Annotated in this window: 28 protein-coding genes and 1 pseudogene; 15 read left to right on the top strand and 14 right to left on the bottom strand. The window is 69.9% G+C overall.

Annotated elements, in window-relative coordinates; all coding sequences use genetic code 11:
- Positions 1-31: 31 nt before the first annotated feature.
- From ABD830_RS38615 to ABD830_RS38590, 6 genes and pseudogenes are all read right to left on the bottom strand, one after another.
- Positions 32-355, bottom strand: a pseudogene (locus ABD830_RS38615) (heat shock protein transcriptional repressor HspR); the annotation flags it as partial.
- A gap of 3 nt (positions 356-358) precedes the next feature.
- Positions 359-1,537, bottom strand: coding sequence for a molecular chaperone DnaJ (dnaJ, locus tag ABD830_RS38610; protein WP_344998682.1), 1,179 nt, complete (start codon positions 1,535-1,537; stop codon positions 359-361).
- A gap of 21 nt (positions 1,538-1,558) precedes the next feature.
- Positions 1,559-2,155 carry a nucleotide exchange factor GrpE gene (gene grpE / locus ABD830_RS38605; RefSeq protein WP_344998680.1) on the bottom strand — a complete coding sequence of 199 codons (597 nt, stop codon included), beginning with the start codon at positions 2,153-2,155 and terminating at the stop codon, positions 1,559-1,561.
- Positions 2,155-4,026: a molecular chaperone DnaK gene (gene dnaK, locus ABD830_RS38600; protein ID WP_344998678.1), complete on the bottom strand. Its 1,872-nt coding sequence runs from the start codon at positions 4,024-4,026 to the stop codon at positions 2,155-2,157. Before dnaK ends, grpE begins: the two co-directional genes overlap by 1 nt.
- Positions 4,027-4,253: 227 nt before the next feature.
- Positions 4,254-4,457, bottom strand: coding sequence for a LamG-like jellyroll fold domain-containing protein (locus ABD830_RS38595; protein ID WP_344998676.1), 204 nt, complete (start codon positions 4,455-4,457; stop codon positions 4,254-4,256).
- A 118-nt stretch (positions 4,458-4,575) separates the two neighbouring features.
- On the bottom strand, positions 4,576-5,019 hold the full coding sequence (locus ABD830_RS38590; RefSeq protein ID WP_344998674.1) for a hypothetical protein: 444 nt from the start codon (positions 5,017-5,019) through the stop codon (positions 4,576-4,578).
- Between the two features lie 68 nt (positions 5,020-5,087).
- On the opposite strand from ABD830_RS38590, the gene ABD830_RS38585 reads away from it, so the two are divergent.
- The 5 genes from ABD830_RS38585 to ABD830_RS38565 are packed head-to-tail and all read left to right on the top strand — an operon-like array spanning position 5,088 to position 10,083.
- Positions 5,088-5,969 carry a proline dehydrogenase family protein gene (locus tag ABD830_RS38585; RefSeq protein ID WP_344998672.1) on the top strand — a complete coding sequence of 294 codons (882 nt, stop codon included), beginning with the start codon at positions 5,088-5,090 and terminating at the stop codon, positions 5,967-5,969.
- Between the two features lie 9 nt (positions 5,970-5,978).
- Positions 5,979-6,773 carry a pyrroline-5-carboxylate reductase gene (gene proC / locus ABD830_RS38580; RefSeq protein ID WP_344998670.1) on the top strand — a complete coding sequence of 265 codons (795 nt, stop codon included), beginning with the start codon at positions 5,979-5,981 and terminating at the stop codon, positions 6,771-6,773.
- A gap of 34 nt (positions 6,774-6,807) precedes the next feature.
- Complete coding sequence (locus ABD830_RS38575; protein ID WP_344998668.1) at positions 6,808-8,160, top strand: efflux RND transporter periplasmic adaptor subunit; 1,353 nt, start codon at positions 6,808-6,810, stop codon at positions 8,158-8,160.
- Positions 8,157-8,840 (top strand): ABC transporter ATP-binding protein, encoded by a 684-nt coding sequence (locus ABD830_RS38570; protein ID WP_344998666.1) that lies wholly within the window; start codon positions 8,157-8,159, stop codon positions 8,838-8,840. Before ABD830_RS38575 ends, ABD830_RS38570 begins: the two co-directional genes overlap by 4 nt.
- Positions 8,841-8,898: 58 nt before the next feature.
- A complete protein-coding gene (locus ABD830_RS38565) occupies positions 8,899-10,083 on the top strand; it encodes an ABC transporter permease (RefSeq protein WP_344998664.1) in 1,185 nt (394 codons plus the stop codon).
- A gap of 2 nt (positions 10,084-10,085) precedes the next feature.
- Here ABD830_RS38565 and ABD830_RS38560 read toward each other — a convergent pair whose 3' ends face one another.
- The 4 genes from ABD830_RS38560 to ABD830_RS38545 form a co-directional block, all read right to left on the bottom strand.
- Positions 10,086-10,826: an ABC transporter permease gene (locus ABD830_RS38560; RefSeq protein ID WP_344998661.1), complete on the bottom strand. Its 741-nt coding sequence runs from the start codon at positions 10,824-10,826 to the stop codon at positions 10,086-10,088.
- Positions 10,823-11,713: an ABC transporter ATP-binding protein gene (locus ABD830_RS38555; RefSeq protein ID WP_344998659.1), complete on the bottom strand. Its 891-nt coding sequence runs from the start codon at positions 11,711-11,713 to the stop codon at positions 10,823-10,825. Before ABD830_RS38555 ends, ABD830_RS38560 begins: the two co-directional genes overlap by 4 nt.
- An 80-nt stretch (positions 11,714-11,793) precedes the next feature.
- Positions 11,794-12,447 (bottom strand): response regulator, encoded by a 654-nt coding sequence (locus ABD830_RS38550; protein ID WP_344998657.1) that lies wholly within the window; start codon positions 12,445-12,447, stop codon positions 11,794-11,796.
- Positions 12,444-13,568, bottom strand: coding sequence for a sensor histidine kinase (locus tag ABD830_RS38545; RefSeq protein WP_344998655.1), 1,125 nt, complete (start codon positions 13,566-13,568; stop codon positions 12,444-12,446). Before ABD830_RS38545 ends, ABD830_RS38550 begins: the two co-directional genes overlap by 4 nt.
- Before the next feature lie 103 nt (positions 13,569-13,671).
- On the opposite strand from ABD830_RS38545, the gene ABD830_RS38540 reads away from it, so the two are divergent.
- The 9 genes from ABD830_RS38540 (at position 13,672) to ABD830_RS38500 (ending at position 20,856) form a co-directional block, all read left to right on the top strand.
- A complete protein-coding gene (locus ABD830_RS38540; protein ID WP_344998653.1) occupies positions 13,672-14,835 on the top strand; it encodes an acetoin utilization protein AcuC in 1,164 nt (387 codons plus the stop codon).
- A gap of 13 nt (positions 14,836-14,848) precedes the next feature.
- The gene (locus ABD830_RS38535) at positions 14,849-15,631 is read left to right on the top strand and encodes a phosphatase (RefSeq protein WP_344998652.1); all 783 of its coding nucleotides are present in this window, start codon (positions 14,849-14,851) and stop codon (positions 15,629-15,631) included.
- A gap of 313 nt (positions 15,632-15,944) precedes the next feature.
- Positions 15,945-16,148 (top strand): helix-turn-helix domain-containing protein, encoded by a 204-nt coding sequence (locus ABD830_RS38530; RefSeq protein WP_026214222.1) that lies wholly within the window; start codon positions 15,945-15,947, stop codon positions 16,146-16,148.
- A gap of 175 nt (positions 16,149-16,323) precedes the next feature.
- The gene (locus tag ABD830_RS38525) at positions 16,324-16,422 is read left to right on the top strand and encodes a 30S ribosomal protein bS22 (RefSeq protein ID WP_018654693.1); all 99 of its coding nucleotides are present in this window, start codon (positions 16,324-16,326) and stop codon (positions 16,420-16,422) included.
- Between the two features lie 22 nt (positions 16,423-16,444).
- Positions 16,445-17,440 (top strand): NAD-dependent epimerase/dehydratase family protein, encoded by a 996-nt coding sequence (locus tag ABD830_RS38520; protein WP_344998650.1) that lies wholly within the window; start codon positions 16,445-16,447, stop codon positions 17,438-17,440.
- Positions 17,441-17,463: 23 nt separating this feature from the next.
- Positions 17,464-18,333: a lysophospholipid acyltransferase family protein gene (locus ABD830_RS38515; protein WP_344998648.1), complete on the top strand. Its 870-nt coding sequence runs from the start codon at positions 17,464-17,466 to the stop codon at positions 18,331-18,333.
- A 67-nt stretch (positions 18,334-18,400) separates the two neighbouring features.
- Positions 18,401-19,195, top strand: coding sequence for an SDR family NAD(P)-dependent oxidoreductase (locus ABD830_RS38510; RefSeq protein WP_344998646.1), 795 nt, complete (start codon positions 18,401-18,403; stop codon positions 19,193-19,195).
- Positions 19,196-19,267: 72 nt separating this feature from the next.
- A complete protein-coding gene (locus tag ABD830_RS38505; RefSeq protein ID WP_344998644.1) occupies positions 19,268-19,846 on the top strand; it encodes an RNA polymerase sigma factor in 579 nt (192 codons plus the stop codon).
- Positions 19,847-19,848: 2 nt separating this feature from the next.
- A complete protein-coding gene (locus ABD830_RS38500; protein WP_344998642.1) occupies positions 19,849-20,856 on the top strand; it encodes an LCP family protein in 1,008 nt (335 codons plus the stop codon).
- A 4-nt stretch (positions 20,857-20,860) separates the two neighbouring features.
- Here ABD830_RS38500 and ABD830_RS38495 read toward each other — a convergent pair whose 3' ends face one another.
- Genes ABD830_RS38495 through ABD830_RS38485 form a run of 3 tightly spaced genes read right to left on the bottom strand, consistent with a single transcriptional unit; the run spans position 20,861 to position 23,086 of the window.
- Entirely contained in the window at positions 20,861-21,733 is an 873-nt protein-coding gene (locus ABD830_RS38495) for an HAD family hydrolase (protein WP_344998640.1), read from the bottom strand.
- Between the two features lie 19 nt (positions 21,734-21,752).
- Positions 21,753-22,388: a DUF5667 domain-containing protein gene (locus ABD830_RS38490; RefSeq protein WP_344998638.1), complete on the bottom strand. Its 636-nt coding sequence runs from the start codon at positions 22,386-22,388 to the stop codon at positions 21,753-21,755.
- Between the two features lie 59 nt (positions 22,389-22,447).
- On the bottom strand, positions 22,448-23,086 hold the full coding sequence (locus ABD830_RS38485; RefSeq protein ID WP_344998636.1) for a sigma-70 family RNA polymerase sigma factor: 639 nt from the start codon (positions 23,084-23,086) through the stop codon (positions 22,448-22,450).
- 178 nt (positions 23,087-23,264) lie between these two features.
- Here ABD830_RS38485 and ABD830_RS38480 point away from each other — a divergent pair, with 178 nt between their 5' ends.
- A complete protein-coding gene (locus ABD830_RS38480) occupies positions 23,265-24,731 on the top strand; it encodes an antibiotic biosynthesis monooxygenase (protein ID WP_344998634.1) in 1,467 nt (488 codons plus the stop codon).
- Here ABD830_RS38480 and ABD830_RS38475 read toward each other — a convergent pair.
- The gene (locus tag ABD830_RS38475) at positions 24,721-24,957 is read right to left on the bottom strand and encodes a glutaredoxin family protein (protein ID WP_344998632.1); all 237 of its coding nucleotides are present in this window, start codon (positions 24,955-24,957) and stop codon (positions 24,721-24,723) included. The two genes, ABD830_RS38480 and ABD830_RS38475, sit on opposite strands and share 11 nt — an antisense overlap.
- Between the last annotated feature and the right edge of the window lie 42 nt (positions 24,958-24,999).

Here is a 24,999-nt window from a genome sequence, read left to right as displayed (position 1 = left end):
CTTTCTAGGCCCCCGGTGGCAGCTCGTAGCGGATCAGCGCTCTGACCATGCGCATCTCGGCGCGCAGGCGGTGAACCTCCTCACGCAGCCGCAGAGCTTCGTTCTCGAGCTCGAGTATCCGCTTGATGCCCGCGAGGTTGATGCCCTCCTCCTGGGAGAGCCGCTGCACCTCGCGGAGCTGGATGATGTCTCTTGTGGAGTAGAGGCGGCCGCGCCCCGCCGTGCGGCCTGGGCTGACCAGGCCGAGCCGGTCGTACTGGCGCAGGGTCTGCGGGTGCAGCCCCGACAGCTGCGCGGCCACCGAGATCACATAGACGGGTGTGTCGTCTGACAGGTCGAAGTAGTTGGCGTCCATCGGCTACTCGCTTCTGGCTCGCTGAATCAGCTCAGCGCGCGGGTCCTCACCCGCGGTCGCGGTGTTGAACTCGCTGAGGAGCTCGCGTGACTTGTCGTCGAGCGTCTTCGGTACCACGACCTCGACGGTGGCGAGCAGGTCGCCCTTGGTGCCGTCTTTACGGGTGACGCCCCTGCCGCGCACGCGGAACGTGCGCCCGTTGGGCGTGCCCGCGGGGATGCGCAGCGTGACAGGCATGCCCTTGAGGATCGGCACCTTGATCTCCGCGCCGAGCGCGGCCTCGGTGAACGTCACCGGCACCGTGATCGTCAGGTTCTCGCCCGACCTGCCGAAGACGGCGTGCGGCTTGACGTGCGTCAGGATGTAGAGGTCGCCCGCGGGGCCGCCGTTCTCGCCCGGCGCCCCCTTGGCCTTGAGCTTGACCCGCTGACCGTCGGCGACGCCGGCGGGGATGCGGGCCTGGATGGTGCGGGTGCTCTTGGCCCGGCCGCTGCCCTCGCACACGGGGCAGGGGTCGTCCACGATCAGCCCGCGGCCCTTGCAGTCGCGGCAGGGCTCGGAGAAGGCGAAGTTGCCCAGGTTGCGGCTGGCCGCGCCGGTGCCGTCACAGGTGGGGCAGACCCTGGGGGTCGTGCCCGCCCTGGCGCCGGTGCCGGTGCACGCGGCGCAGGCGGCCGAGCTGGTCAGCCTGAGCGACACCGTGCTGCCCTCGGCCGCTTCGGTGAACGTCAGCGTGACCTCGGACTCGACGTCCTGGCCGCGCCTCGGCCTGGTCGTGGTGGTGGTGCGGCCGGCGCCGCCGCCCCGGTTGAACAGCCCGCCGAACAGGTCGCCGAGCCGCTCGCCCGCACCGCCGCCGCCGGTGCCCTGCCCGGTGCCGCCGAACAGGTCGCCGAAGTCGAACGAGAAACCGCCGGCACCGGGACGCTGGCCGCCCACCCCGGACCCGAACAACGTCCGCGCCTCGTCGTACTCCTTGCGGCGCTTGGTGTCGGACAGGACGTCGTACGCCTCGGAGACCTCCTTGAACTTGGCCTCTTTGGTCGGGTCGCCCTGGTTGCTGTCGGGGTGGTACTGCCTGGCCAGCTTCCGATAAGCCTTCTTGATCTCATCGGCGGTGGCGGTCTTGGGCACACCAAGGACGGCGTAGTAGTCCTTCTCCAGGTAGTCCTTGGTGCTCATCTACGGCCCTTCGTCCTCGTGTCAGTTTTCGTCGTCGTCATTGGACGCGGGAGTGGCGTCCCCGGGCTCCGCGACCGCCACCCGCGCCGGACGCAGCACCCTGTCACCCAAGCGGTATCCGGGCTGCAGCACCTCGACCGCGGTCGGCTCCGTCACGTCGGACGAGTAGCTGTGCATCAGCGCCTCGTGGACGGTCGGGTCGAACGGCTCGCCCTTCTGCCCGAAGGAGCTGAGGCCCAGCTTGGTGAGCGCCGACTCCAGCGACTCCGCCACCTTCGCGAAGCCACCGGTCAGCTCGCCGTGGTCGCGGGCCCTGCCGATGTCGTCGAGTACGGGCAGCAGATCCGCCAGCGCGCCCGCGACCGCCTGCTCCCTGACCGCGGCACGGTCGCGCTCGACCCGCCTGCGGTAGTTCACATATTCGGCCTGGAGTCGCTGCAGGTCGGCGGTCCGCTCGGCGAGCTGGGCCTCCAGCTCGCCGTTGGCGGCGGCCGGCGCGGGCGGCTGCTCTGCCGCCTGCTCGGCGGCGGAGGCGTCCCTGACCTGCCCCGTCTCCGGGTCGATCTTGCGGCTGTCGCGGATCACCGGCTGCTCTTGCCCGTTTTCACGCGGCGGCATCACTGGTCCTTCTTCGGCTGGTCTTCGTCGACGATCTCGGCCTCGACCACGTCGTCATCGGCCTTCTGGCCCTGACCGGCCGCGGCGTCCTGCGGGGCGCCCTCGCCGCCGGCCTGCTGGCCCTGGCTCGCGGCGTAGATCGCCGAACCCATCTTCTGGCTGACGGTGGCGAGCTTCTCCGCCGAGGTGCGGATGACGTCGGTGTCGGTGCCCTCCAGAGCCTTCTTCAGCTCGGACAGGGCGTCGTTGACCTCGGTCTTGATGTCGCCGGGGACCTTGTCGTCGTTCTCGCGGAGGAACTTCTCCGTCTGGTAGGCGAGCCCGTCCGCGTTGTTGCGGACCTCGGCCTCCTCGCGGCGCTTCTTGTCCTCCTCGGCGTACGACTCGGCCTCGCGCATCATGCGCTCGATGTCGTCCTTCGGCAGCGCGGAGCCGCCGGTGATCGTCATCGACTGCTCCTTGCCCGTGCCCAGGTCCTTGGCGGAGACGTTGACGATGCCGTTGGCGTCGATGTCGAAGGTGACCTCGATCTGCGGGATGCCGCGCGGGGCCGGCGCGATGCCGGTCAGCTCGAAGGTCGCCAGCTTCTTGTTGTACGAGGCGATCTCGCGCTCACCCTGGAAGACCTGGATCTGCACCGACGGCTGGTTGTCCTCGGCCGTGGTGAAGACCTCGGAGCGCTTGGTCGGGATCGTCGTGTTGCGCTCGATGATCTTGGTGAAGATGCCGCCCTTGGTCTCGATGCCCAGCGACAGCGGGGTCACGTCGAGCAGCAGGACGTCCTTGACCTCGCCCTTGAGCACACCGGCCTGCAGGGCGGCGCCGATGGCGACGACCTCGTCCGGGTTGACGCCCTTGTTGGGCTCCTTGCCGCCGGTCAGCTCCCTGACCAGCTCGGTCACGGCGGGCATACGGGTCGAGCCGCCGACGAGCACCACGTGGGCGATGTCGGAGACCTTGATGCCGGCGTCCTTGATGACCTGGTGGAACGGGCCCTTGGTCCGCTCGAGCAGGTCGGCCGTCAGCCGCTGGAACTCGGAGCGGGTCAGCTTCTCGTCGAGGTGCAGCGGGCCCTCGGACGAGGCCGTGATGTAGGGCAGGTTGATGTTGGTCTCGGACTGGCTGGACAGCTCGATCTTGGCCTTCTCGGCCGCCTCGCGCAGACGCTGGAGCGCCATCTTGTCCTTGGACAGGTCGACGCCGTGCGCGTTCTGGAAGCGCTTGACGAGCTCGTCGACGATGCGCTGGTCCCAGTCGTCACCACCGAGGTGGTTGTCGCCGGAGGTCGCCTTGACCTCGACGAAGCCGTGGCCGTCCTCCTGGCCGACGTCGAGCAGCGACACGTCGAAGGTGCCGCCACCGAGGTCGAAGACCAGGATGGTCTGGTCCTGCTCCTTGTCGAGCCCGTAGGCGAGGGCCGCCGCGGTCGGCTCGTTGATGATGCGGAGCACGTTGAGGCCCGCCACCGTGCCGGCCTCCTTGGTGGCCTGCCGCTGGGCGTCGTTGAAGTAGGCGGGAACGGTGACCACCGCGTCGGTGATCTTCTCGCCGAGGTAGGCCTCCGCGTCCTGCTTGAGCTTCTGCAGGACGAAGGCGCTGATCTGCTGGGGCGAGAACTTCTTGCCGTCGATCTCCTGGGACCAGTTGGTGCCCATCTCTCGCTTGACCGATCGGATCGTCCGGTCCACATTGGTGACGGCCTGCCGCTTGGCGACCTCACCGACGAGGACCTCGCCGTTCTTCGCGAAGGCGACCACGGACGGCGTGGTCCGCGAGCCCTGCGCGTTGGCGATGACGGTGGGCTCACCGCCCTCGAGGATCGAGACGACGGAGTTGGTCGTCCCCAGGTCGATACCTACCGCACGTGCCATGAGTACGTCCTTGTAGTCAAAGTTGAGTCTGCTGGACTCAAGCTACGAATGCCAGGCGGCTTTGTCAAACGACTTGAGCCTACTCGACTCAACCCTCGTGAGCGCGCCGGCATTCCCTCCAACGGCGGCGACTTCCGGGAAGGTTCCTGGCACAGGAGTGGACCCCGGCGCGGTGGGCGCGCGCCGGGGTCCACGCGGGCGGGCGGGCTCTCAGCTGACGGGCGCGTTCATGTCGCTCTGGATCTCGGCGGGGTGAGTGCGCGGTTGTAGATGCGGACGTCGTCGATGAGGCCGTTGCAGTATTCGCCCCACAGGCTGCTGCCGCCGATGCGGAGGGGGTTGAGCGGCAGGCTCGCGGTGCCGAGGAGTCCTTGGTCGGTGCCGGTGACGATCTCGGTGTAGGGGTGGTTGTCGTCGGCGTTGGCCCACAATGCGGACCCCCCCAGCGGTGCGCAGCGTCACCCTCGAGGCCCCCGCGCCCTTGGTGCTTGATCGATGTATCGCTCCAAATCGATCATTTGTCACCGGGGATGTTCAGTTTTGGACACGCTATTTTGCGCCGTCCACAATCTTGCGTTTGCCGATCGGCTGCTTGAGCTTGACCGTCGTGGTCTTCTGGATCGCGATCATGATGCAGGACACGTTCCTGGCCTTGGGCGAGGTGCCCTCGTACAGGGTGATCGTGACGCGCTTGGCCGTCTCCTTCACCTTGACCCGGTCGAGTACCGTGCACGGGGCGACGCCGGACCACCAGGTGAGCTGGATCTGCCTGCCCTTGGCCACCGGCTTGGCCTTGGTCCATCGGACCTTGTGGACGTTGATCGCGTTGCCGGTCGGTTTGGTGACCTCCGGTCCCTTCGTGGGGGTGGTGGTGACCGGGTTCGTCACGACGGGTGGCTGCTGCGGGACGGTGGAGGCGCCTTGCCGGGCGGGCGGGGCCGCGCCGCAGCCCGCCGCGAGCACGAGACATCCGGCCAGTGCAGTCGCTGTCATTGCACGCATACCTATTCGACGGATAGGGCGGGTCCCCGGTTCATCCGGCGGAGATTAGTGTGGTTCGCGTGCTCCGTCAGGCTCTCCTCGCAGTCTCCAAGAGCGAACGCGCCGAGCGCGTCATCTCCACCTCCCGGCTGACCGCCGACGTGGTCAGGCGCTATGTCGCGGACGACGTAGGCGCCGTGATCGGCGAGCTGACCCGCAAGGGGCTGCTCGTCACCGTGGACCATCTCGGCGAGGAGGTGACGGAACAGGCGCAGGCCGAGGCGGCGGTCGCCGAATACCTGCGGCTGCTCGGCCTGCTGCCCGCGGGCGCCGACGTGTCGGTCAAGCTCACCGCGCTCGGCCTGCGGCTGTCGGAGGGGCTCGCGCTCGACCACGCCGCCGCGATCTGCCGGGCCGCCGCGGCCAGGGACGTCACGGTGACGCTCGACGCCGAGGAGCACGACACGATCAGCGGCCTCCACTCCGTGCACACCGCCCTGCGCGGTGACCATCCCGACGTGGGGGTGGTGGTCCAGGCGTACCTGCCGGAGGCGCTGGAGCGCTGCGAGAGCCTCGCCGGGGCCCGCGTGCGCCTGTGCAAGGGCGCGTACACCGCTCCGGGGGCCTACACCAGGCCCGCCGACATCGACCGCTCGTTCGTACGGTGCCTGCGGATCCTGATGGCGGGCACCGCCTACCCCATGGTCGCCACCCACGACCCCAGGATGGTCCGCATCGCCTCCACGCTGGCCGTGCTCGAGGGCCGCGACGTGACCGGCTACGAGCACCAGATGCTGTACGGCGTGCGCCCCGACGAGCAGCTACGCCTCGCGGGGCAAGGCGCGAGGATGCGCGTCTACGTCCCCTACGGCTCCGACTGGTACGCCTACCTCATGCGCCGCCTGGCCGAGCGCCCCCGCAACCTGGCCTTCTTCCTCAGGTCACTGCTGTCGCGACGATAGGCTGCTGACGTGATTGCGATTCTGGGCACGGGAAAGATGGGCGAGGCCCTGCTGTCCGGGCTGCTGCGCGCCGGGTTCAAGCCGGACGACATCATGGCGACCACCCGCAGGGCCGAGCGGGCGCAGGCGCTGCGCGAGACGTACGGCGTGCGCACCGTCTCCAACTCCGAGGCCGCCAAGGTCGCGGACACGCTCGTCCTGGCCGTCAAGCCGCAGGACATGGCCACACTGCTGGCCGAGATCGCTCCGTACGTGCCCGCCGACCGCCTGGTGATCACGGCCGCGGCCGGCATCACGACGTCGTTCGTGGAGCAGCGGCTCGGCGTGGACGTGCCCGTGGTGCGGGTGATGTCCAACACGCCGATCAGGTTCGACGAGGCGATGAGCGTGATCTCGGCGGGCGCCCACGCGGGCGAGGAGCACCTCGAGCTCACCGAGGGCCTGCTCAGCCCGGTCGGCAAGGTGCTGCGCATCCCCGAGTCCCAGCAGGACGCCGCCACCGCGCTCTCCGGCAGCGGCCCCGCCTACTTCTTCTACCTGGTCGAGGCCATGGTCGACGCGGGCATCCTGCTCGGCATGCCGCGGGCCGCCGCGCTCGACATGGTCATCCAGTCCATCGTCGGGGCCGCCGTGATGCTGCGCGACTCGGGTGAGCACCCGGTGATCCTGCGCGAGGCCGTCACCTCGCCGGGCGGCACGACGATCGCCGCCATCGCCGAGCTCGAACGGCACAGCGTGCGGGCCGCGTTCCTGGCCGCCATCGAGGCCGCCCGAGACCGGGGGCGCCAGCTCGCCTCCGGCTGAGAGGCCGGACGGCCCCGCTCCTACGATGGGTCGGGTGACGTTACGTCGCGGCATCGCGCCGCTGCTCGTCTTTTTCGCACTGACCGGCTGCACCTCGGAGCAACCGCCGAACGTCCAGGTCGGCGAGGTCAGGCGGGGCCCGGTCACCGAGGTCGTCGAGGCCCCCGCCACGATCGGCGCGCGTGCCTCCGCGACCCTGCGCTCGCCCGCCCAGGGCACGATCGCCAAGCTGTACGTCCGCGAGGGCGACCACGTGCGCAAGGGCGAGATCCTGGCCAGGATCAGTTCGCCCGAGGCCCAGAGCCGGCTCAAGCAGGCCCGCCAGGCCTCCAAGGCGGCCACGCCCGTGGGCTTCGCCACCCCCGCCGTGCGGCTGCCGGCGTTCGACACCGGCTCGTTCGACCGCAAGGTGACCGCCCACTTCGCCAAGGCCCGCAAGGAGGCCAGGAAGGTCGCGGACGCCGGGGTGCGCAGGCAGCTCCTGAACGCCATCGACCTGGCGCAGGCCCAGCACAAGGCGCAGACCAGGGCACTGGCCTCGATCACCGCGCAGCTCAACCGCTCGATCAGCGGGATGCTGTCCGGCGTGACCAGCGGCCTGGCCGGCTCGATGGCCTCGCTGCAGGCCGCGTCGAAGTCGCAGGCCAAGGCCGCGCTCAAGGCGGCGGAGAGCACGGTCAAGTCGCTCACGATCAAGGCGCCGTTCGCCGGCGTCGTCACGCTCGGTCGCGCCTCGGGCGGTGGCGGGATGCCGAGCGGCGTGGAAGGGCTGCTCAGCCAGCTCCCCGGCGGCGGTCAGCAGCTGCCGTCCCTGCCCTCGACGGGCTCGGCGTCCGGCAGCCCGGTCGCGACGGGCGTCCCCGTCTCGGCGGGCGACTCGCTCGTCACCGTCACCGACGTCTCCAGGCTCACCCTGGACGCCGACGTGGACGAGACGGACGTCCTGCTGGTCAAGAAGGGGGTGCGGGCCGCCGTGGAGCTGGACGCGGTGCCCGGCGCCACGTACACGGCCGTGGTGACCGGCATCGGCGTCACCCCCATGGAGGGCACCACGGGCGGGGTCAGCTACCCGGTGCGGCTCACGCTCGGCCCCGGCGCCTTCGACGACGGCTCCAAGGCGCCCACGCCCAAGCCGGGCATGAGCGCCGTCACACGGCTGACCGTGCGCGAGTCGCCGTCCGCCGTCTCGGCGCCCGCGTCGGCCATCGTCTCCAGCGGGCGCGAGAGCGTCGTCTGGGCGATCAGGAACGGCGTGGCCGAGCGGCGCGTGGTCAAGCTGGGGGCCCAGGGCGACGCCGTGGTGGAGGTGCTGAGCGGGCTGTCCGTGGGTGACCGGATCGTGGTCAAGGGGGCGGACTCCGTACGGCAAGGGCAGCGGCTGCCATGACGCCCGCGATCGAGGCCGTGGGCCTCACCCGGCGCTACCAGCTCGACGGCGTCGCCGTGGAGGCGCTGCGTGGCGTGTCGCTCCGGATCGACCAGGGCGAGTTCGCCGCCATCGTCGGCCCGTCGGGGTCCGGGAAATCGACGCTCATGCACCTGCTCGGCTGCCTCGACCGGCCCAGCTCGGGCGTGCTCAGGGTCAACGGCGTGGAGATATCCGGATTGTCCGACACCGAGCTGGCCGAGCTGCGCAACAAGACGATCGGCTTCGTCTTCCAGTCGTTCCACCTGCTGGCCAGGACCTCGGCGCTGGACAACGTGGCGCTGCCGCTGGTCTACCGGGGCATCGGCCGGGCCGAGCGGCGCTCCAGGGCCCGCGCGGCGCTGGAGGCGGTCGGGCTGGGCCATCGCATGGAGCACCGGCCGTCCCAGATGTCCGGCGGGGAGCAGCAGCGCGTGGCCATCGCCAGGGCCCTGGTCGGCGAGCCCAAGATGCTGCTGGCCGACGAGCCCACGGGCAACCTCGACACCGCCAACGGGACCGAGGTCATGGCCATACTCGACCGGCTCAACGGCGAGGGCGGGGTGGCCGTGGTGCTCGTGACGCACGAGCCCGAGATCGCCGCCCACGCGCGGCGCCAGATCCACGTACGGGACGGGCTGATCGAGAAGGACATCTCGTGAGACCGCGAGGGAAGGCGGCGGCTCCCCAGCGACCGAGCGCGCCGAACGGAGTGAGGCCATGAACACAGCCGAGGCGCTGACGATGGCGCTGGAAGCGCTGCGCGTGAACCGGCTGCGCAGTGCGCTGACCATGCTCGGTGTGATCATCGGCGTGCTCGCCGTGGTGATCCTGGTGGCCATCGGCACGGGCGCGAAGGACGAGATCGAGAAGCAGATCTCGGGCCTCGGCACGAACATCATCCTCGTCGTACCCGGCCGCATCAGCCTGGGCGCGGCCCCCACGCAGAGCAAGCTCGGCCTGGCCGACGTCGCCTACGTCCGGCGGGTGGTGGGCGACCCGTCGAAGGTGACGGTCTCGCTGCAGTCGGGCGAGACCGTACGCGTGGGCAGGGTGGAGGCGTTCGTCACGGTGATCGGCACCGACCAGAACCTCGTCAACATCTTCGACCGCCCCCTGGACAAGGGGCGCCCGCTGAGCGAGACCGACGTGGACACCCGGCGCCGGGTGGCGGTGCTGGGGTCGCAGGTGGCCGACCGGCTGTTCGGCGACCTGGACCCGATCGGGCGGCAGGTGACGGTGGCCGGGGCCAGGTTCCGGGTGGTGGGCGTGTACGCCGAGGTCGGGCAGACGTTCGGGCTCTCGCGCGACCAGGAGATCCACATCCCGGTGACGACGGCTCAGCGGCTGCTCGGGATCGAGCGGATCAACGGGCTCGCGGTCGGCGCGTCCGGGCCCGACGAGATCGACCCGCTCTCGGACAAGGTGACGGCGGCGCTGCGGGCGCGGTATCCGGGCGAGCAGTTCTCGGCGGTCACGCAGACCGCGCTGCTCGGCACGATCGGCAGCGTGCTCGGCATGCTCACCGGCGTGCTGGCCGCCATCGCGGGCATCTCGCTGCTGGTGGGCGGCGTCGGGGTGTCGAACATCATGCTGGTCAGCGTGCGCGAGCGCACCCGCGAGATCGGGCTGCGCAAGGCGCTGGGTGCCAGGCAGCGCGACATCCTCGCCCAGTTCCTCATCGAGGCGGTGCTGCTGACCACGATCGGCGGGTTCGTCGGGATCGCGCTCGGGGTGGGCGGGTCGGTGGCCATCGCGGCGTTCACGGAGGTGCCCGCGTCGATCACGTGGTGGTCGATCGCGCTGGCGTTCGGGGTGTCGGCGGCCGTCGGGGTGTTCTTCGGCGTGGCCCCGGCGCGGAGGGCGGGCAGACTGGACCCCGTCATCGCCCTCCGCGCCGAGTGACCTCAGGCGTCCCGCTTCTGCATCAGGACGGCCCCCGCGATCATGGCGACCGCGACCCAGGCGAGGTAGACCGCGAACCCGCTCCACGGGCCCAGGGAGCCGTTGCTTCTGCCGGAGACCACCAGCATGCCCGCGTTGGTGGTGAAGTACTCGGCCACCGTCTTGCCCCACTGCCCCGGCAGTTGGCCCGCCACCGTGGGCAGCACCAGTATCAGCGCGATGGCCGACACGATCGCGCCCGGCGTGTGCCTGACGAGTGTGCCGAGGCCGAGCCCGAACACGCCGCACGCGGTCAGGTAGAGGGTGGCTCCGAGCACGGACCGCGCCACATGGCCCATCTCGACCGAAGGCGACCCGCAGATGGCCAGTGCGAGGCCGATCGTGGCGGCCGACGCGACCGCGCAGACGATCAGTGAGGTCGCCGTGAACACCACGATCTTGCCCGTCAACAGGCTCATGCGCCTGGGCACGGCCATGAGCGACGTGCGGATGCCGCCGGTGCGGTACTCGCTGGAGATCACCAGCACGCCGAGCGTGGCCATGGCCAGCTGCGCGAACAGCGCTCCGCTGAGGCCCATCCTGATCGCCTGGTCAGCGGGGATCGGCCCGTCGGCCATGCCTCTGGCGGAGGCGCTGATGAGCACGCCGAAGCCGATCATCATCACGACCGTGGCGGCCAGTGTCCACACCGTGGAGCGGACGGAGCGGATCTTGGTCCATTCGGACCTGAGGATGTCGATCATGACGAGAACTCCAGGCTGTCCTTGGTCAGCTCCATGTAGGCCGCTTCGAGCGACGGCTGCACGAACGTCAGCTCCTCCAGCGGGATCCCGGCGCGAGCGGTGAGCGTGCCGATCTCGAGCGTGCTCATCGCGGTCACGCGCAGGTGGTCGGGGTGGAGCTCGCCCACCTTGACCAGCTCCGCCACCTCGGCCAGCCGGGGCGAGCGCACCCGTACGTACCCCTGCGAGCTGCGCCCGATGAACTCCTGCACGCTCGTGTCGGCGATGAGCCGCCCCTTGCCGATCACGATCAGGTGGTCGGCGGTCTGCGCCATCTCGCTCATCAGGTGGCTGGAGACGAACACCGTCCGGCCCTCGGCGGCCAGCTCGCGCATGAACGTGCGGATCCACAGGATGCCGTCGGGGTCGAGCCCGTTGACGGGCTCGTCGAAGATCAGGATCTCGGGGTCACCCAGCAGCGCGGCGGCGATGCCCAGCCGCTGCGACATGCCCAGCGAGAAGCCGCCGACCCGCCGCTTGCGCACCTCGCTCAGGCCCACGGTCTCCAGCACCTCGTCCACGCGGCTCGCGGGGATTCCGTTGCTCTGCGCGATGGCCAGCAGGTGGTTGTACGCGCTGCGCCCGCCGTGCACGGCCTTGGCGTCCAGCAGCGCGCCGACCTTGCGCAGGGGATGCGGCAGCTCCGCGTACGGCCGCCCGTCCACGAGCACGGAGCCGCCGGACGGCCGGTCGAGGCCGAGGATCATGCGCATGGTCGTGGACTTGCCGGCTCCGTTCGGGCCCAGGAAGCCGGTCACCTGACCGGCTTCGACGTCGAACGACAGGTCCGACACGGCGGCGGCGGCGCCGTAGCGTTTGCTCAGGTTCGTTGCGCGGATCGCGGTCATGATCTGAGCGTGCCGTCGGCCGTGCCCGGTTTCTTCCTGCGCGGGGACCGTTTTCCGCGAGGTGATCTAGGAGCCTGGTCCTACTCTCCTGGGCGGATCAGCCCGGCCTCGTAGGCCGCGATCACCGCCTGCGCCCGGTCCCTGGCGTCTATCTTGGCGAACAGGCTGGTCACGTGGTTCTTGACGGTCGAGGGGGAGACGGACAGCTCCACGGCGATCTCGGTGTTCGAGCGGCCGCGGGCGATGAGCACGAGGATCTCCCGCTCGCGCTCGGTCAGCCCGCCCAGCTCGGCGGGCACGGGTCTCGCAGGTGATGCCCGTACGAACGTGCCGATCAGCCGGCTCAGCAGGCGCGGCGCGACGGCGGACTCACCCCGATGCACGACTCGTACGCCCTCGATCAGCTCCTCGGGGGAGACGTCCTTGGGCAGGAACCCGCCCGCGCCCGCCCTGAGCGCCGCGACCACGTTCTCGTCCAGGTCGAACGTGCTCAGCGCCAGCACCCGCACCTCCGGCAGCTCCGCGGTGATCAGCTCGGTCGCCCGCACCCCGTCGAGGCCCGGCATGTGCAGGTCCATCAGCACCACATCGGGCCGCAGCCGCCTGCTCAGCTCCACCGCCTCCGCGCCGTCCGCGGCCTCGCCGACCACCCCGAGGTCAGGCTGCGCGTCGAGCATCAGCTTGAATCCCTTGCGGACCAGCCCATGGTCGTCCACCAACACAATTCTGATCATCTGGTCTCCAGGGGGATGCGGGCGTGCACGCGGAAACCGCCTTCTGGGCGCGGCCCGGTCGAGAGCCGGCCGCCGCATAATGCCACCCGCTCGGCCATGCCTCCCAGCCCGAACCCCGGCGCGCCGCCGCCCCCCGCCGCCAGTCCGTCGTCCACCACCTCGACCTCCACGGCCGAGGGCCCGTACGTCAGCCGCACGCTCGCCCTCGCGCTGACCGCGTGCTTGCGGGTGTTCGTGAGTGCCTCCTGAACGATCCGGTAGACGGCGTGGTCCACGGCCGCAGGCAGCTCGACGGGCTCTCCCGTCACGGTCAGGCCGGCCGGCTGCCCCGCCTTCCTCGCCTCCTTGATCAGCGAGGGCAGCCGGTCGGCGCCCACTCCTGTCGCGGCGTCGGGCCCCTCGCCGCCGTCGGCCCTGAGCACGTCGAGCAGGTGCCGCATCTCCGACATGGCCTGGCGGGCGGTCTGCTCGGCGCTCTCCAGCGCGTCCCTGGTGACCTCCTGCCCGGGAGGCAGCGTGGCGCGCGCGCCGCCGACCAGGGCGTTGATGACGGTGATGTGGTGGGCGACCACATCGTGCAGCTCCCTGGCGATGCGCCGCCGCTCGGCACGCACGGCTTCGTCGGCGGCCTCCCGCCTGCCGCGCTCGGCGAGCTCGGCCCTCAGCCGGACGATCAGCCCGATCCCCACGGGCACGCCGACGAAGAACAGGGCAGTCACCCAGCCGCCCGTGACCGGTCTGACCGCCTCCAGCGTCGTCGCGTACGCGGCGAACACCCCGGCCGCCGTGATCGCGGTCGTGCGGCCCGTGGTGTAGCGGCCCACGCTGTAGAGAGCGATGGCCATGGGCGGGTTGACGGACTGCACGATCCCCGTCGCGATGCCGACGACGTCGATCGCGGCCACCAGCGCGGCAGCCACGATCGGCCGGCGGCGGCGCATGAGCAGGGCCGCCATGCCCGCCAGGTAGGACACCGCGCCCAGGATCGGGTTCGCCTCGCCCCGGTCGATCATGAAGGGGAGCAGTACCAGAGCGGGAGAGGAGAACACGACCACGAGCGTCGTGTCGAAGACCCGAGGGCGTCTGAAGAAGCGCACGATCTTGAGGAAGGTTCGCCGCACGCCCAAGACACTAAGTCACGAAATTTGCGGATCACCGCCTACAGCGCGGCGCCTGCGCTGCGGTAACGTCGGCCCCAAGGCGAGGGCACACGGAGGAGACGGGATGAGCAGGTCGGCACGGGTGATCTGGGACGACGCTCTCACCTCCTACAACTTCGGCCCGAGCCATCCGCTCGCCCCCGTGCGGGTGGAGCTGACCATGGCGCTCGCCCGCGCGCTCGGCGTGCTCGACAAGGTCGAGGTGGCCGGCTGCGCGCCCGCGACCGACGCCGAGCTGTCCATGGTCCACCGCCCCGCCTACATCGAGGCCGTCAAACGCGTGTCCGCCTCGGGGCAGCCCGACCTCGGCGCCGGGCTGGGCACCGCGGACAACCCCGCGTTCAAGGGCGTGCACGAGGCCTCCGCGCTGATCGCCGGCGCGTCGCTGGCCGCCGCCCGCTCCGTCTGGGAGGGGACGGCCGAGCACGCGGTCAACGTGGCGGGCGGGCTGCACCACGCGATGTCCGCCACGGCCAGCGGCTTCTGCGTCTACAACGATCCCGCGCTGGCCATCGCGTGGCTGCTGAGGCAGGGGGCGGGCCGCATCGCGTACGTGGACGTGGACGTCCACCACGGCGACGGCGTGCAGGCCGCCTTCTTCGACGACCCGAGGGTCCTGACGATCAGCCTGCACGAGAGCCCGCGCACGCTGTTCCCCGGCACCGGGTTCCCCGAGGAGACCGGCGCGGAGGGCACGGCCGTCAACGTCGCGCTCCCGGCGGGGACGGGCGACGCGGGGTGGCTGCGGGCCTTCCACGCGGTCGTGCCGCCGCTGCTGCACGAGTTCAGCCCGGAGATCCTGGTCACCCAGCACGGCTGTGACAGCCACGCGCTCGACCCCCTGGCCAACCTGATGCTCAGCGTCGACGGCCAGCGGGCCGCGTACGCCGCCCTGCACCGCCTGGCCCACGAGACGGCCGGCGGCCGGTGGATCGCCACCGGCGGCGGCGGTTACGAGCTGGTGCAGGTGGTGCCGCGGGCGTGGACCCATCTCATCGCCGAGCTGGCGGGCCACCCGATCGACCCGGACACCCCCACGAGTCAGAGCTGGCGCCAGTTCGTCAGGGAGCGTACGGGCGAGACACCGCCGCTGACGATGACGGACGGTCGCAATCCGGAATTTCGCGACCTGTCCGGTGGTTATGACCCAGCGGACCCCATTGACCGTGCGATCATGGCGACCCGACTTGCGGTCTTCCCCCTGCACGGCCTCGATCCAATGCCCTGACGAGGAAGAAGCTGTGCTGAGCCGCGACCAACTTAGAGAGCATCTTGTCCACACGCGGATAGCCGGCGACGTCGCGACTCCCCGCGAGAACAACCTCGACCACTACAGCTCGCTCGCCAACGGCGACCCGTACTACAAGCTGGGCCTGACCTTCGACCAGCCGTGGTCGTACCGCGACGTCCTGGCGCTCATGGCCAAGTCCGCGGGCGTGGTCTCCGATCCCGACCACCGCTGGGGCCAGGACACCATCGACCCTGACCTGACGATCGATGCGCTCGACGACATGGCCGAGGCCATCGCCGCCGTGCTGTCGCGGGAGCGCCCGCGCGTCCTGTTCGCCACCGGCCACCCGACCGGGCTGCTCGCCGTGCACCTGCCGCTGGCGCGCCTGTGCGCCGAGCGCGGGGCCGAGCTGCTCACTCCTGCCGAGGGGTGGACCTACTCCGGATCCAATTTCGGACGCCGGCGCAAGATCCGTTATCTGCAGGACATCGCCATGCTCGACGACAGGGGCGCGTTCGTGCACACCCACGACGCCGCTCCCATGCGCCACATGATCGAGGAGCTCGGCGGGGAGCTTCCCGACCTCGTGATCGCCGACCACGGCTGGGCGGGAGCGGCGGGAGAGGCGGGTGCGCACACGGTGGCGTTCGCCGACTGCAACGACCCGGGTCTGTTCCTCGGCGAGGCCGAGGGAAAGATCGACGTGGTCGTGCCGCTTGATGACAATGTGCTACCACGTTTTTACGCTCCGCTGACAGAGCGGCTCGTCACTCAGGTCTCAGGAGCCCTTTGAGTCGAAATCGGTCCTCCCGATACGGTCTTTTCGCGCCCGCATTCCAAGAGGCTCGCTGTCCCTTTGCCAACTTTTGATGGCGCTCCGGCGACTCTTATGTGTGGCAACTTGGACAGTTCCAACGTCCAAGTGAGGTGCTCGGCCCGGCTGCTGGCCAGCGATTTCGCTGGTTCCGCTGACGAGTGGCTCCGGCGACTGAGAAACTAGGGGGTTTGCGCACCCGGAGTCCCGACTTACGCTGACGGCAGTACACGTGCGTGAGCAATGGCACCAGTGGGGATAACCCGGAAACCACGTGCGGAAGAGGCGTCCGATGGGTGCAGGCGAAAGACCTCTCAGTGAGGTGAAGTTCCTGACTGTGGCGGAAGTCGCGACGGTCATGAGGGTGTCCAAGATGACGGTGTACCGGCTCGTCCACTCTGGCGAGTTGCCGGCCATCCGTGTCGGCCGGTCGTTCAGAGTGCCTGAGCAGGCGGTACACGACTATCTGCGGGAGGCCTACATCGAGGCAGGTTGAAGTAGCGACGTGACCCGTCACGTCGTGAATGCTGTCGCGGGCGAGGCCCGGCCGTCGTAAGACGCGACCGGGCTCTCACCCCCCGGTGGGGCGATCTACCGCCCATCGCCGGTAGTCTGTGAGCCGGTGTGCGCTCGCACTCCGTGAAGACTTGCTACCAGCACCTGGGGGTCCCGTGGGCTCTGTGATCAAGAAGCGCCGCAAGCGGATGGCTAAGAAGAAGCACCGCAAGCTGTTGAAGAAGACGCGCATCCAGCGGCGTAACAAGAAGTAACTTACGCAGCTGCGAGGCGCTGATGACCCACACCGTGCTTGTCACCGGGGTCTCGCGCCACATAGGCGCCCGGGTGGCGAGCGTTCTGGCTTCCGACCCGGACATCAGCCGCGTCATAGGAGTTGACACCGTGCCGCCCCCCTCGCTCACGCGGGACGGCGGCATCTCTCTCGGCCGGACTGAGTTCGTCCGGGTGGATCTGCGCAGCCCTGACATCGCTCAGGTGATCGCGGCTGCGGACATCGACACCGTTGTGCACATGAGCCTGGTCAGCGCTCCGTCGAGGAGCAGTGGCAGGGCCGCGATGAAGGAGCACAACGTCATCGGCACCATGCAGTTGCTCGGTGCCTGCCAGCGGTCGGCGACCGTGCGGCGCGTGGTGGTGCGCTCCACCACCGCCGTCTACGGCTCGTCGCCGCGCGACCCCGCGGTGTTCACCGAGGACCTGGAGCCGCCGGACGGCCCCACCCACGGCTACGCCAAGGACGCGGCCGAGGTGGAGGGCTACGTCCGGGGCTTCGCGCGCCGCCGGCCCGACGTGACGGTGTCGATGCTGCGCTTCGCCAACTTCATGGGACCCGGCGTCGACTCGCCGTTGACGCGTTACTTCGTCCAGCCGGTGCTGCCGACCGTGTTCGGCTTCGATCCGCGGCTGCAGTTCGTCCACGAGGACGACGCGGTCGAGGTGCTGCGCCGGATGGCGACCGAAGACCACCCCGGCACGTTCAACGTGGCCGGGGCAGGCGTGTTGCTGCTGTCGCAGTGCGCCAGGCGGGCGGGGCGGTTCTCCATGCCGCTGTTCTCGCCCGCTTTCAAGGCGCTGGGCGACACCGCACGCAGGATCGGGCTGGTCGAATACTCGCCCGAGCAGGTCAGGCTGCTGTGCCATGGCCGCGCGGTCGACACCTCCGCGCTGGAGGCGGAGCTCGGCTGGAAGCCCAAGTTCACGACCGGGGCGGCGTTCGACGACTTCCTGCGCTCGCGCGGCCTCCATCCGTTCGGAGGTGTGCGCAGTTGAGTGTTGCGCATGAGGGTGCCCGCGTGATCCCGATCAGCGCGGCGCCGTCGTTCGAGAAGCCCGATCGCGTGGCCAGCATGCTCGCCTTCCTGCGCCGGCGGGTCGAGGGCGACTACGAGGTCGACGAGTTCGGCTACGACGCCGAGCTGACCGACAAGGTGATCCTCGAGCTGATCAGGCCGCTCTACAACGAATGGTTCAGGGTCGAGACGGTCGAGCTGAAGAACGTGCCCGAGGAGAGCGGGGCGCTGGTCGTCGCCAACCACTCGGGCACGCTGCCGCTCGACGCGCTGATGCTGCAGGTGGCCATGCACGACGAGGCCGGCAGGCCGCTGCGGCTGCTCGGCGCGGACCTGGTCTACCAGCTTCCGGTGCTCAGCCACCTGGCCCGCAAGACCGGCCACACGCTGGCCTGCCCCGAGGACGCCGACCGGCTGATGCGCAAGGGCGAGCTGGTCGGGGTGTTCCCCGAGGGGTTCAAGGGCGTGGGCAAGCCGTTCTCCGAGCGCTACAAGCTGCAGCGGTTCGGTCGTGGCGGCTTCGTGGCCTCGGCGATCCGCGCCGGGGTGCCGATCGTGCCCACCGCGATCGTGGGGGCCGAGGAGATCTATCCCAAGATCGGCGATCTGAAGTCCCTGGCCAGGCTGCTCGGGCTGCCCTACCTGCCGATCACGCCGTTCTTCCCGCTGCTGGGGCCGCTCGGGCTGGTGCCGCTGCCGTCCAAGTGGATGATCGAGTTCGGTGAGCCGATCCGCACCGACGAGTACGAGCCGTCGGCGGCCGACGACCCCATGCTGGTGTTCAACCTCACCGACCACGTACGCGAGGTCATCCAGCAGATGCTGAACGAGCTGCGGCTGCGAAGAGGTCACGCTTTTCCGCCTCTGCTGTGAAACCGGCGAGGGCCTTTCGGTGTTCAAAGGGGACGATCCGCTCTACTGACCACCGAAAGGAACCCTCATGGATCTTCAGCTTTCCGGCCGTGTCGCCGTCGTCACCGGCGCGTCCAAGGGCATCGGCCTGGCCATCACGCGCACCCTGGCCGAAGAGGGCGCGCACGTCGTGGCCGTCTCGCGGACCCGTTCGGACGAATGGCCCGACAAGGTCGTGCACGTGGCCGCCGACCTGATGGACCCCGAGGCGCCCGCACGGGTCGTGGCGCGGGCCGTGGAGGAGTTCGGCGGGGTCGACATCCTGGTCAACAACGCCGGCGGCCCGCCGCCCGGGGTGACGCTGCCGCGGATGGGGTTCATGACCCCCGACGACGACGACTGGCGCGCGATGTTCGAGTTCAACCTGTTCTCGGCCGTACGCATGATCCGCGCCGCCGTGCCTGTCATGGTCGAGCGGGGCGGCGGCTCGATCGTCAACGTCTCCTCCACCCTGAGCAAGCAGCCCGGCGCCACGAACGTCGACTACGGAGCCGCGAAGGCGGCACTGAGCCACGTCGGCAAGGCCGTCTCCGAGGAGTACGGCCCCCAGGGCGTCAGGGTCAACACGGTCACGCCCGGCGCGGTGCTCACCGACTGGTGGACCAAGGAGGGTGGCGCGGCCGAAGTCTTCGCGGGCCTGGCCGGCTCCGACAAGGAGAGCGTGATCTCCGAGGTCGCCCCTGCCATGATGAAGCTCGCCACCGGGCGGCTCATCTACCCGCAGGAGATCGCCGACGCGGTCGCGCTGCTCGTGTCGCCCCGCTCGGGCAGCACGACCGGCGCCGAGTTCGTGATCGACGGAGGTCAGCTCAAGGAGCTCTGACGTCTCCCGCGTGAACCCTCCCGGCGGGTTGTGGCGAGACATCCGTGACCGATCCCCCACAGAAGGGCGGAGATGATCACGCAACCCGCCACCAGGGGTGCGGACTCGGAGCTCGTGAGCGCCTCGTGGACAGAACCCGAGGCGTTCGCCGAGCTCTTCGACCGCTACTCCGCCATGCTCTACAGGTACGTCTCCAAACGCCTCGGCCCCGAGCCCGCCGAGGACCTCGTCGGAGAGACGTTCCTGATCGCCTTCTCGCGCAGGAAGAGCTACGACCTGGCCTACCCGGACGCCCGGCCGTGGCTCTTCGGCATTCTCACCAAGCTCATCTCCCGGCACCACCGCAAGGAGGCCGCGCGCTACCGCGCCTTCCTGCGTGCCCCTGTGGACTCCGACGTCGAGTCGCCCGCCGACCGGGTGGCGGCCGGGGTCACCGCGCAGGCCGTCCGCGCAGAGCTGGCCGGGGCCCTCGCGGCGCTGCCCGCCAAGGACCGCGACGTGCTGCTGCTGATCGCCTGGGGCGATCTCACGTACGAGGAGGTCGGGCGGGCGCTCGGCATCCCCGTCGGTACCGTGCGCTCCCGCCTCAACAGGGGCAGGCGGAAGGTGCGGGCCGCGCTCGGCGACACCAATCCCATGGAGGAGGAGTGACGATGGACGACCTGAAGCTGCTCCGGGACCTCGGAGGGGAGCTGGGGCACGAGCCGCCCGCGACGCTCGTCCGCCAGCGCGAGCGCCTGCTGCACGCCCGTCCACGGCGCCGCTGGGCGGGCTGGTGGGCGGCCGGGCTCGTGGCCGTCGCCACGGCCACCGCCGTCGCCGTGCCCACCGTCCTGATCGCCGACCGCCACACGGCCGCGCCGCCCGCCGGGTCGCAGGCCGTGGACATGAGCGGCGCGCGGAACATCCTGGTGATCGGCTCCGACACCAGGGAAGGCGAGGGGAACGCCAAGTACGGGCCCATGCTGGCCAGGCAGGGACTGGGGAAGCGCTCCGACACCATCATGATCGTCCACGTCCCCGCCGACCGCGGGCAGGCCACGGCGGTCAGCGTCCCGCGCGACTCCATGGTCACGATCCCGCGCTGCGGCTCGTCGCCCGCCAGGACCGACATGGTCAACTCGGCGTACGACACCGGCGGGGCCGACTGTCTCAAGCGGACCCTGGAGTCCCTGACCGGGCTGCGGATCCAGCACTCGGTGGAGGTGGACTTCACCGGCTTCAAGGGCATGGTGGACGCGCTCGGGGGCGTGCAGGTCACGCTGCCCACGGCCGTGGATGACAAGAAGTCCAAGCTCAAGCTGCCCGCGGGGAAGAGCATGCTGAACGGGGAGGCCGCGCTCGGGTATGTGCGGCTGCGGTACTACAACGACGGATCCGACATCCAGCGGATCAAGCGGCAGCAGGGGCTTGTGATGGCGATGTTCAAGAAGGCCCGGTCGGGGTTGAAGTCGCCTGACCAGCTCAAGTCCTTCCTGGGGGCGGTGCGCAAGTCGGTCAAGACCGACTTGAGCGTGGAGTCCATGTACGAGCTGGCCACCGAGCTGTCCCGGACCAAGCTGTCCTTGGTGACGGTGCCGTGGGAGCCGCACCCGGAGGACAAGAACCGGGTGCAGTGGAAGCAACCGGAGGCCGAGCAGCTGTTCAAGCAACTTCGCTGATGGGTCACGACTGGCCGCGATAGTGGCGGCGCAGGGCGATGCCGGCCGCGACGCCCCCCGCGACCGCGCCCACGCCGGCGGCGATGGGCAGGGCCGTGAGGGTGGCCTTGCGGCCGGTGCGGAAGTCCTTGATCGGCCAGTCGTGCTTCCTGGCGTGCTCCCGCAGCTCGCTGTCGGGATTGATGGCCACGGCCTGGCCCACCAGCGAGAGCATGGGCAGGTCGTTGGCCGAGTCGCTGTAGGCCGTGCAGCGGGTCAGGTCGAGGCCCTCGCGGCGGGCCAGCGCGCGCACCGCCTCGGCCTTGGCCGGCCCGTGCAGCAGGTCGCCCACCAGGCGCCCCGTGTAGACCCCGTCGCTGGTCTCCGCGACCGTCCCGAGCGCGCCCGTCAGGCCGAGCCGTTGCGCGATGACCCGGGCCAGCTCCACGGGCGTGGCGGTGACGAGCCAGACGCGCTGGCCGGTGTCCAGGTGGCTCTGGGCGAGCGCCCTGGTGCCGCCCCAGATGCGGTCGGCCATGACCTCGTCGTAGATCTCCTCGCCGAGGCGTACGACGTCGTCGACCTTGGCCCCCGCGACGAACGCCAGCGCCGTCTCCCTGGCCACCGCGATGTGCTCGGGGTTCTCGTTGCCGCGCAGCCGGAACACGGCCTGCCCGACGGCGAACTTCAGCAGGTCGGACGTCGTGAACATGCCACGGGTGGCCAGCCCGCGGGCGAAGTGGTAGATCGAGGCCCCGCGCATCATCGTGTTGTCGACGTCGAAGAAGGCCGCCGCCTGGAGGTCGCGCTCGACCGGGGCGACCGTGACCGCCGCCCGAGCCGCGGCCTCGCCGGCGGCCTCTGGCTCCACCTGGTGTCGTCGAAATAGCCGCCTCATGGGCCTAAAGCTTACTTACCTAGTGAGGCGCGGCCAGACCGTCGATGTAGTCAAGGTATCCCTCTGCTTGGGCCAGCTGAGAGTCGTCGAGCTGCTTGAGTATGGGCCCGACCACCTTCTTCTGGTCCCGCGCGAACTTCTTGATCTTGCCCGAGCGTGGCTCCGCCCGCTCGAGGCGGCTGATGCCCGAGCGCGTGGACGCCTCCATGTCCTTCAGCGTCTTGCTGACCAGCGGGCCGTCCTCGGACGAGCCGAGCAGGGTGGCGACCTCCCTGGCCCGGGTCTTGGCTGAGTCGAGCTCGCGCTCGCCGCGTTCGGCGTCGTCGCTGCTGAGGCGTACGAGCGTGGTCTCCGCGGCGCGCTTGAGCGGGTAGAGGGAGTCTCCCGGCACCGACTGGTACGTGGCGAACGAGGAGACCATCATGGCCGCCGCCAGCCCCACCGTGGCCAGCTGCGGCAGCAGCGGCCGGCGGCGGGCCGCACGGCGACGCGGGCGCTCGGCCGCCTCCGGCTCCTCCGACGGGAGCTCGCCGGTGAGGAGCTGCTCCCGCAGGCGCTCGCGGAAGGCGGGCTCGGGGGCGCCGCCGAGAGGCAGGCCGCGCAGCTCCGTGAGGTGCTCGAGCACGCGCTCCCGCCGAATGCGCGCCCTACCCATGACAGCTCCCTGACGGATCCGGTAGTGACATCTGCCTAACGAGGTGCGAATGGAGGAGGTTACGCCAGGTCGTGCTTGAGTGCCCTGGCCAGTGCCCGGATGGCGCGGAACTGCAGCGCTTTGATCGCTCCACTCTTCTTCCCCATGATCAGCGCGGTTTCCGCGAGCGAGAGGCCGTGCAGGAAGCGCAGGACCACGCATTCCTGCTGTTCGGGATTGAGATCTCGTACGGCACGCAGCACTCGGTCGTTGATGATGGCGTTGACCACGGCGTTCTCCGGAATGTGCGAGCCGTCGAGCGGGACGTCGATGATCTCGCCTGTCGGGATCTCCAGCCGGTAGCGCCCCGACTTGAAGTGGTCGGTGACCAGATTTCTCGCGATGGTCACGAGCCAGGCGCCGAAATCGCGCCCCTGCCACGTGAAGTCGCCGATCCTGCGCAGCGCGCGCAGAAAGGTCTCACTGGTGAGGTCCTCGGCTAATTGGTGCGACCCCACCCGGAAGTAGATGTAGCGATAGACGAGGTCCACGTACCGGTCGTAGAGCGTGCCAAAGGAATCCGTGCATCCGCTCTTGGCATCCAGCACCAGCGTACGGATGTCGTCGGGCACTTCTTCGCGCACGGCGGGCTCGCCCGTCCGGGCAGGCGCAGCGACCGCTGGCGCAAGCAGCCCGGCGAACGGTGACGAGTCAGGCATCCGGTATCCCTACGGGTAAGGGGTGCGGCGTGCTCGAACACTCTAGAAATCAACCGGAAATTCCACAATCCACAGCTTGCTGGCATGACTAGGCGTAATCGCCGGATACGGTGTCATCCGGCCCCTTCCCTCTTCGGCTACCGGCTTGGAGGCATAGTCCGGCAGCATTGGAGTCACCATGGAGATCCTCGTTGCTGTCATAGCTTTCGCCGGTGCGCTCATGGCCGCCGTCGCCGCCGGCGCCCTGATCCAACGGCTTCGCGACGAGTCCGAGGGGTGGTTGATCGCCTGGACCGTTGCAGTCGCGTCGCTGTGTGTCTCACTGGGCGTGATCGGCGTCGGCTACATCTTCGGGTTCGGAGAGGTGACGTTCCGCCTCTACCAGGTGACCGGGTCGATGCTGGTGCCGCTCTGGCTGGCGGTCGGGCTGATCCAGCTGCTGGTGGAGCAGGTGCCGCCGAGGTTCCTGTCGTGGCTGTTCGGCATCGCGCTGACCGTCGTCTCCGGCACGATCATGATCTTCGACCCGCTCAAGGCCGAGGTGGCGGGCAAGGTGCTGCCCGCGGGCTCGAACTTCTGGGGGATCTTCCCTGGCTACCTGCTGATCGGCGTGCACGCCATCGCCGCACTGATCATGCTGGCCATGCTCGTGGTGGCCGGGCTCAAGTGGCGCCAGGGCGACGAGTACGACACCGACAACATGCACGCGGTCGCGGTCATCGTCCCCTCGGGGCTGGCGCTCGTGGGCGCGATGAGGTTCACGGTGGCCCCGCTGTTCACCACCGTGCTGCTCGTCGTCGCCGGGGCGGCTGTCTGGTACACCGTGCTGCGGCCCCTGGCGCCGTACGAGGACGACGACGAGGACGACTTCGACTCCGACCGCGACCCGAGGTCCGCACGCCGGGACGATCGCTCTCAGCGCCGCGAGGAGCGTGCGCAGCCCCGCCAGGAGCGGCCCGCGCAGCCCCAGGCAAGCCACATGGGCATGTCCGAGCCCGTGCCGGGCGGTCCCGGGGGCCCTGGCGGTTCCGGCGGTCCCGGGCTGCCTCCCTCGCCGCCGCGCAGGGCGACGGGGCTGGGCGACCTGGTGGCCGAATATCGCGCGGGCGACCAGGAGGTCGACTACGCCGCGCGCATGACGCCGCCGCCCGACGCGGGACCCGCGACCGGCTACATCATGAACGGCGGCGCGCCCGCCGGACAGGCGCCGGCCCCCCAGCGCCCCGACTACGCCATGCCGGCGACGGGGGCGGTCTATCCGGGCGCCGAGATGTTCTCGCCCGCGCAGCAGCAGCAGCCGGGCTCCGGCAAGCCCTCGCCGAACATCTACGGCCTGCTCACCGTCTTCACGATCATGGACGGCGCAGGGGACGCGTTCGACCGGCTGGCCGAGGCGACCGTCGAGGCCGTGCGGCGCGGCGAGCCCGACACCCTCGTGTACGCCTGCCACGCCGTCAAGTCGGCCCCCCTGCAGCGCATCGTCTACGAGCTCTACCGCGACGAGGTCGCCTACCGCGACCACCAGCGCCAGCCGCACGTCGAGAGGTTCGTCAACGAGCGGCAGTCGATGGTGCTGGCCACCAACGTCATCGAGCTGAACGTCAACGCCGCCAAGGTGGTGCCGCTGCCCACGGCTATGTACTGAGGGCCTCCCTCAGCCGGGCCTCGTCCACCCGCCAGAAGTCGTGCTGCACGCCGTCGATCAGCGTGACCGGGATCATCTCCCAGTACTTCTCCTGGAGCTCCTCGGAGGACTCGATGCTGATCTCCTCCCAGGGCACGCCGAGCTCGCCCGCCACCCTGGCGATGACCTCACGCGCGTCCTCACACAGGTGACAGCCGGGCTTGCCGAGCAAGGTGATGCGATGCATACCGCACAAGCTACCCCTGCATGGGCGCACGGGACCCCTACG

Source organism: Nonomuraea helvata, assembly GCF_039535785.1.
Lineage (GTDB): Bacteria > Actinomycetota > Actinomycetes > Streptosporangiales > Streptosporangiaceae > Nonomuraea > Nonomuraea helvata.
This window is presented reverse-complemented; position numbering and strand designations above follow the sequence as displayed.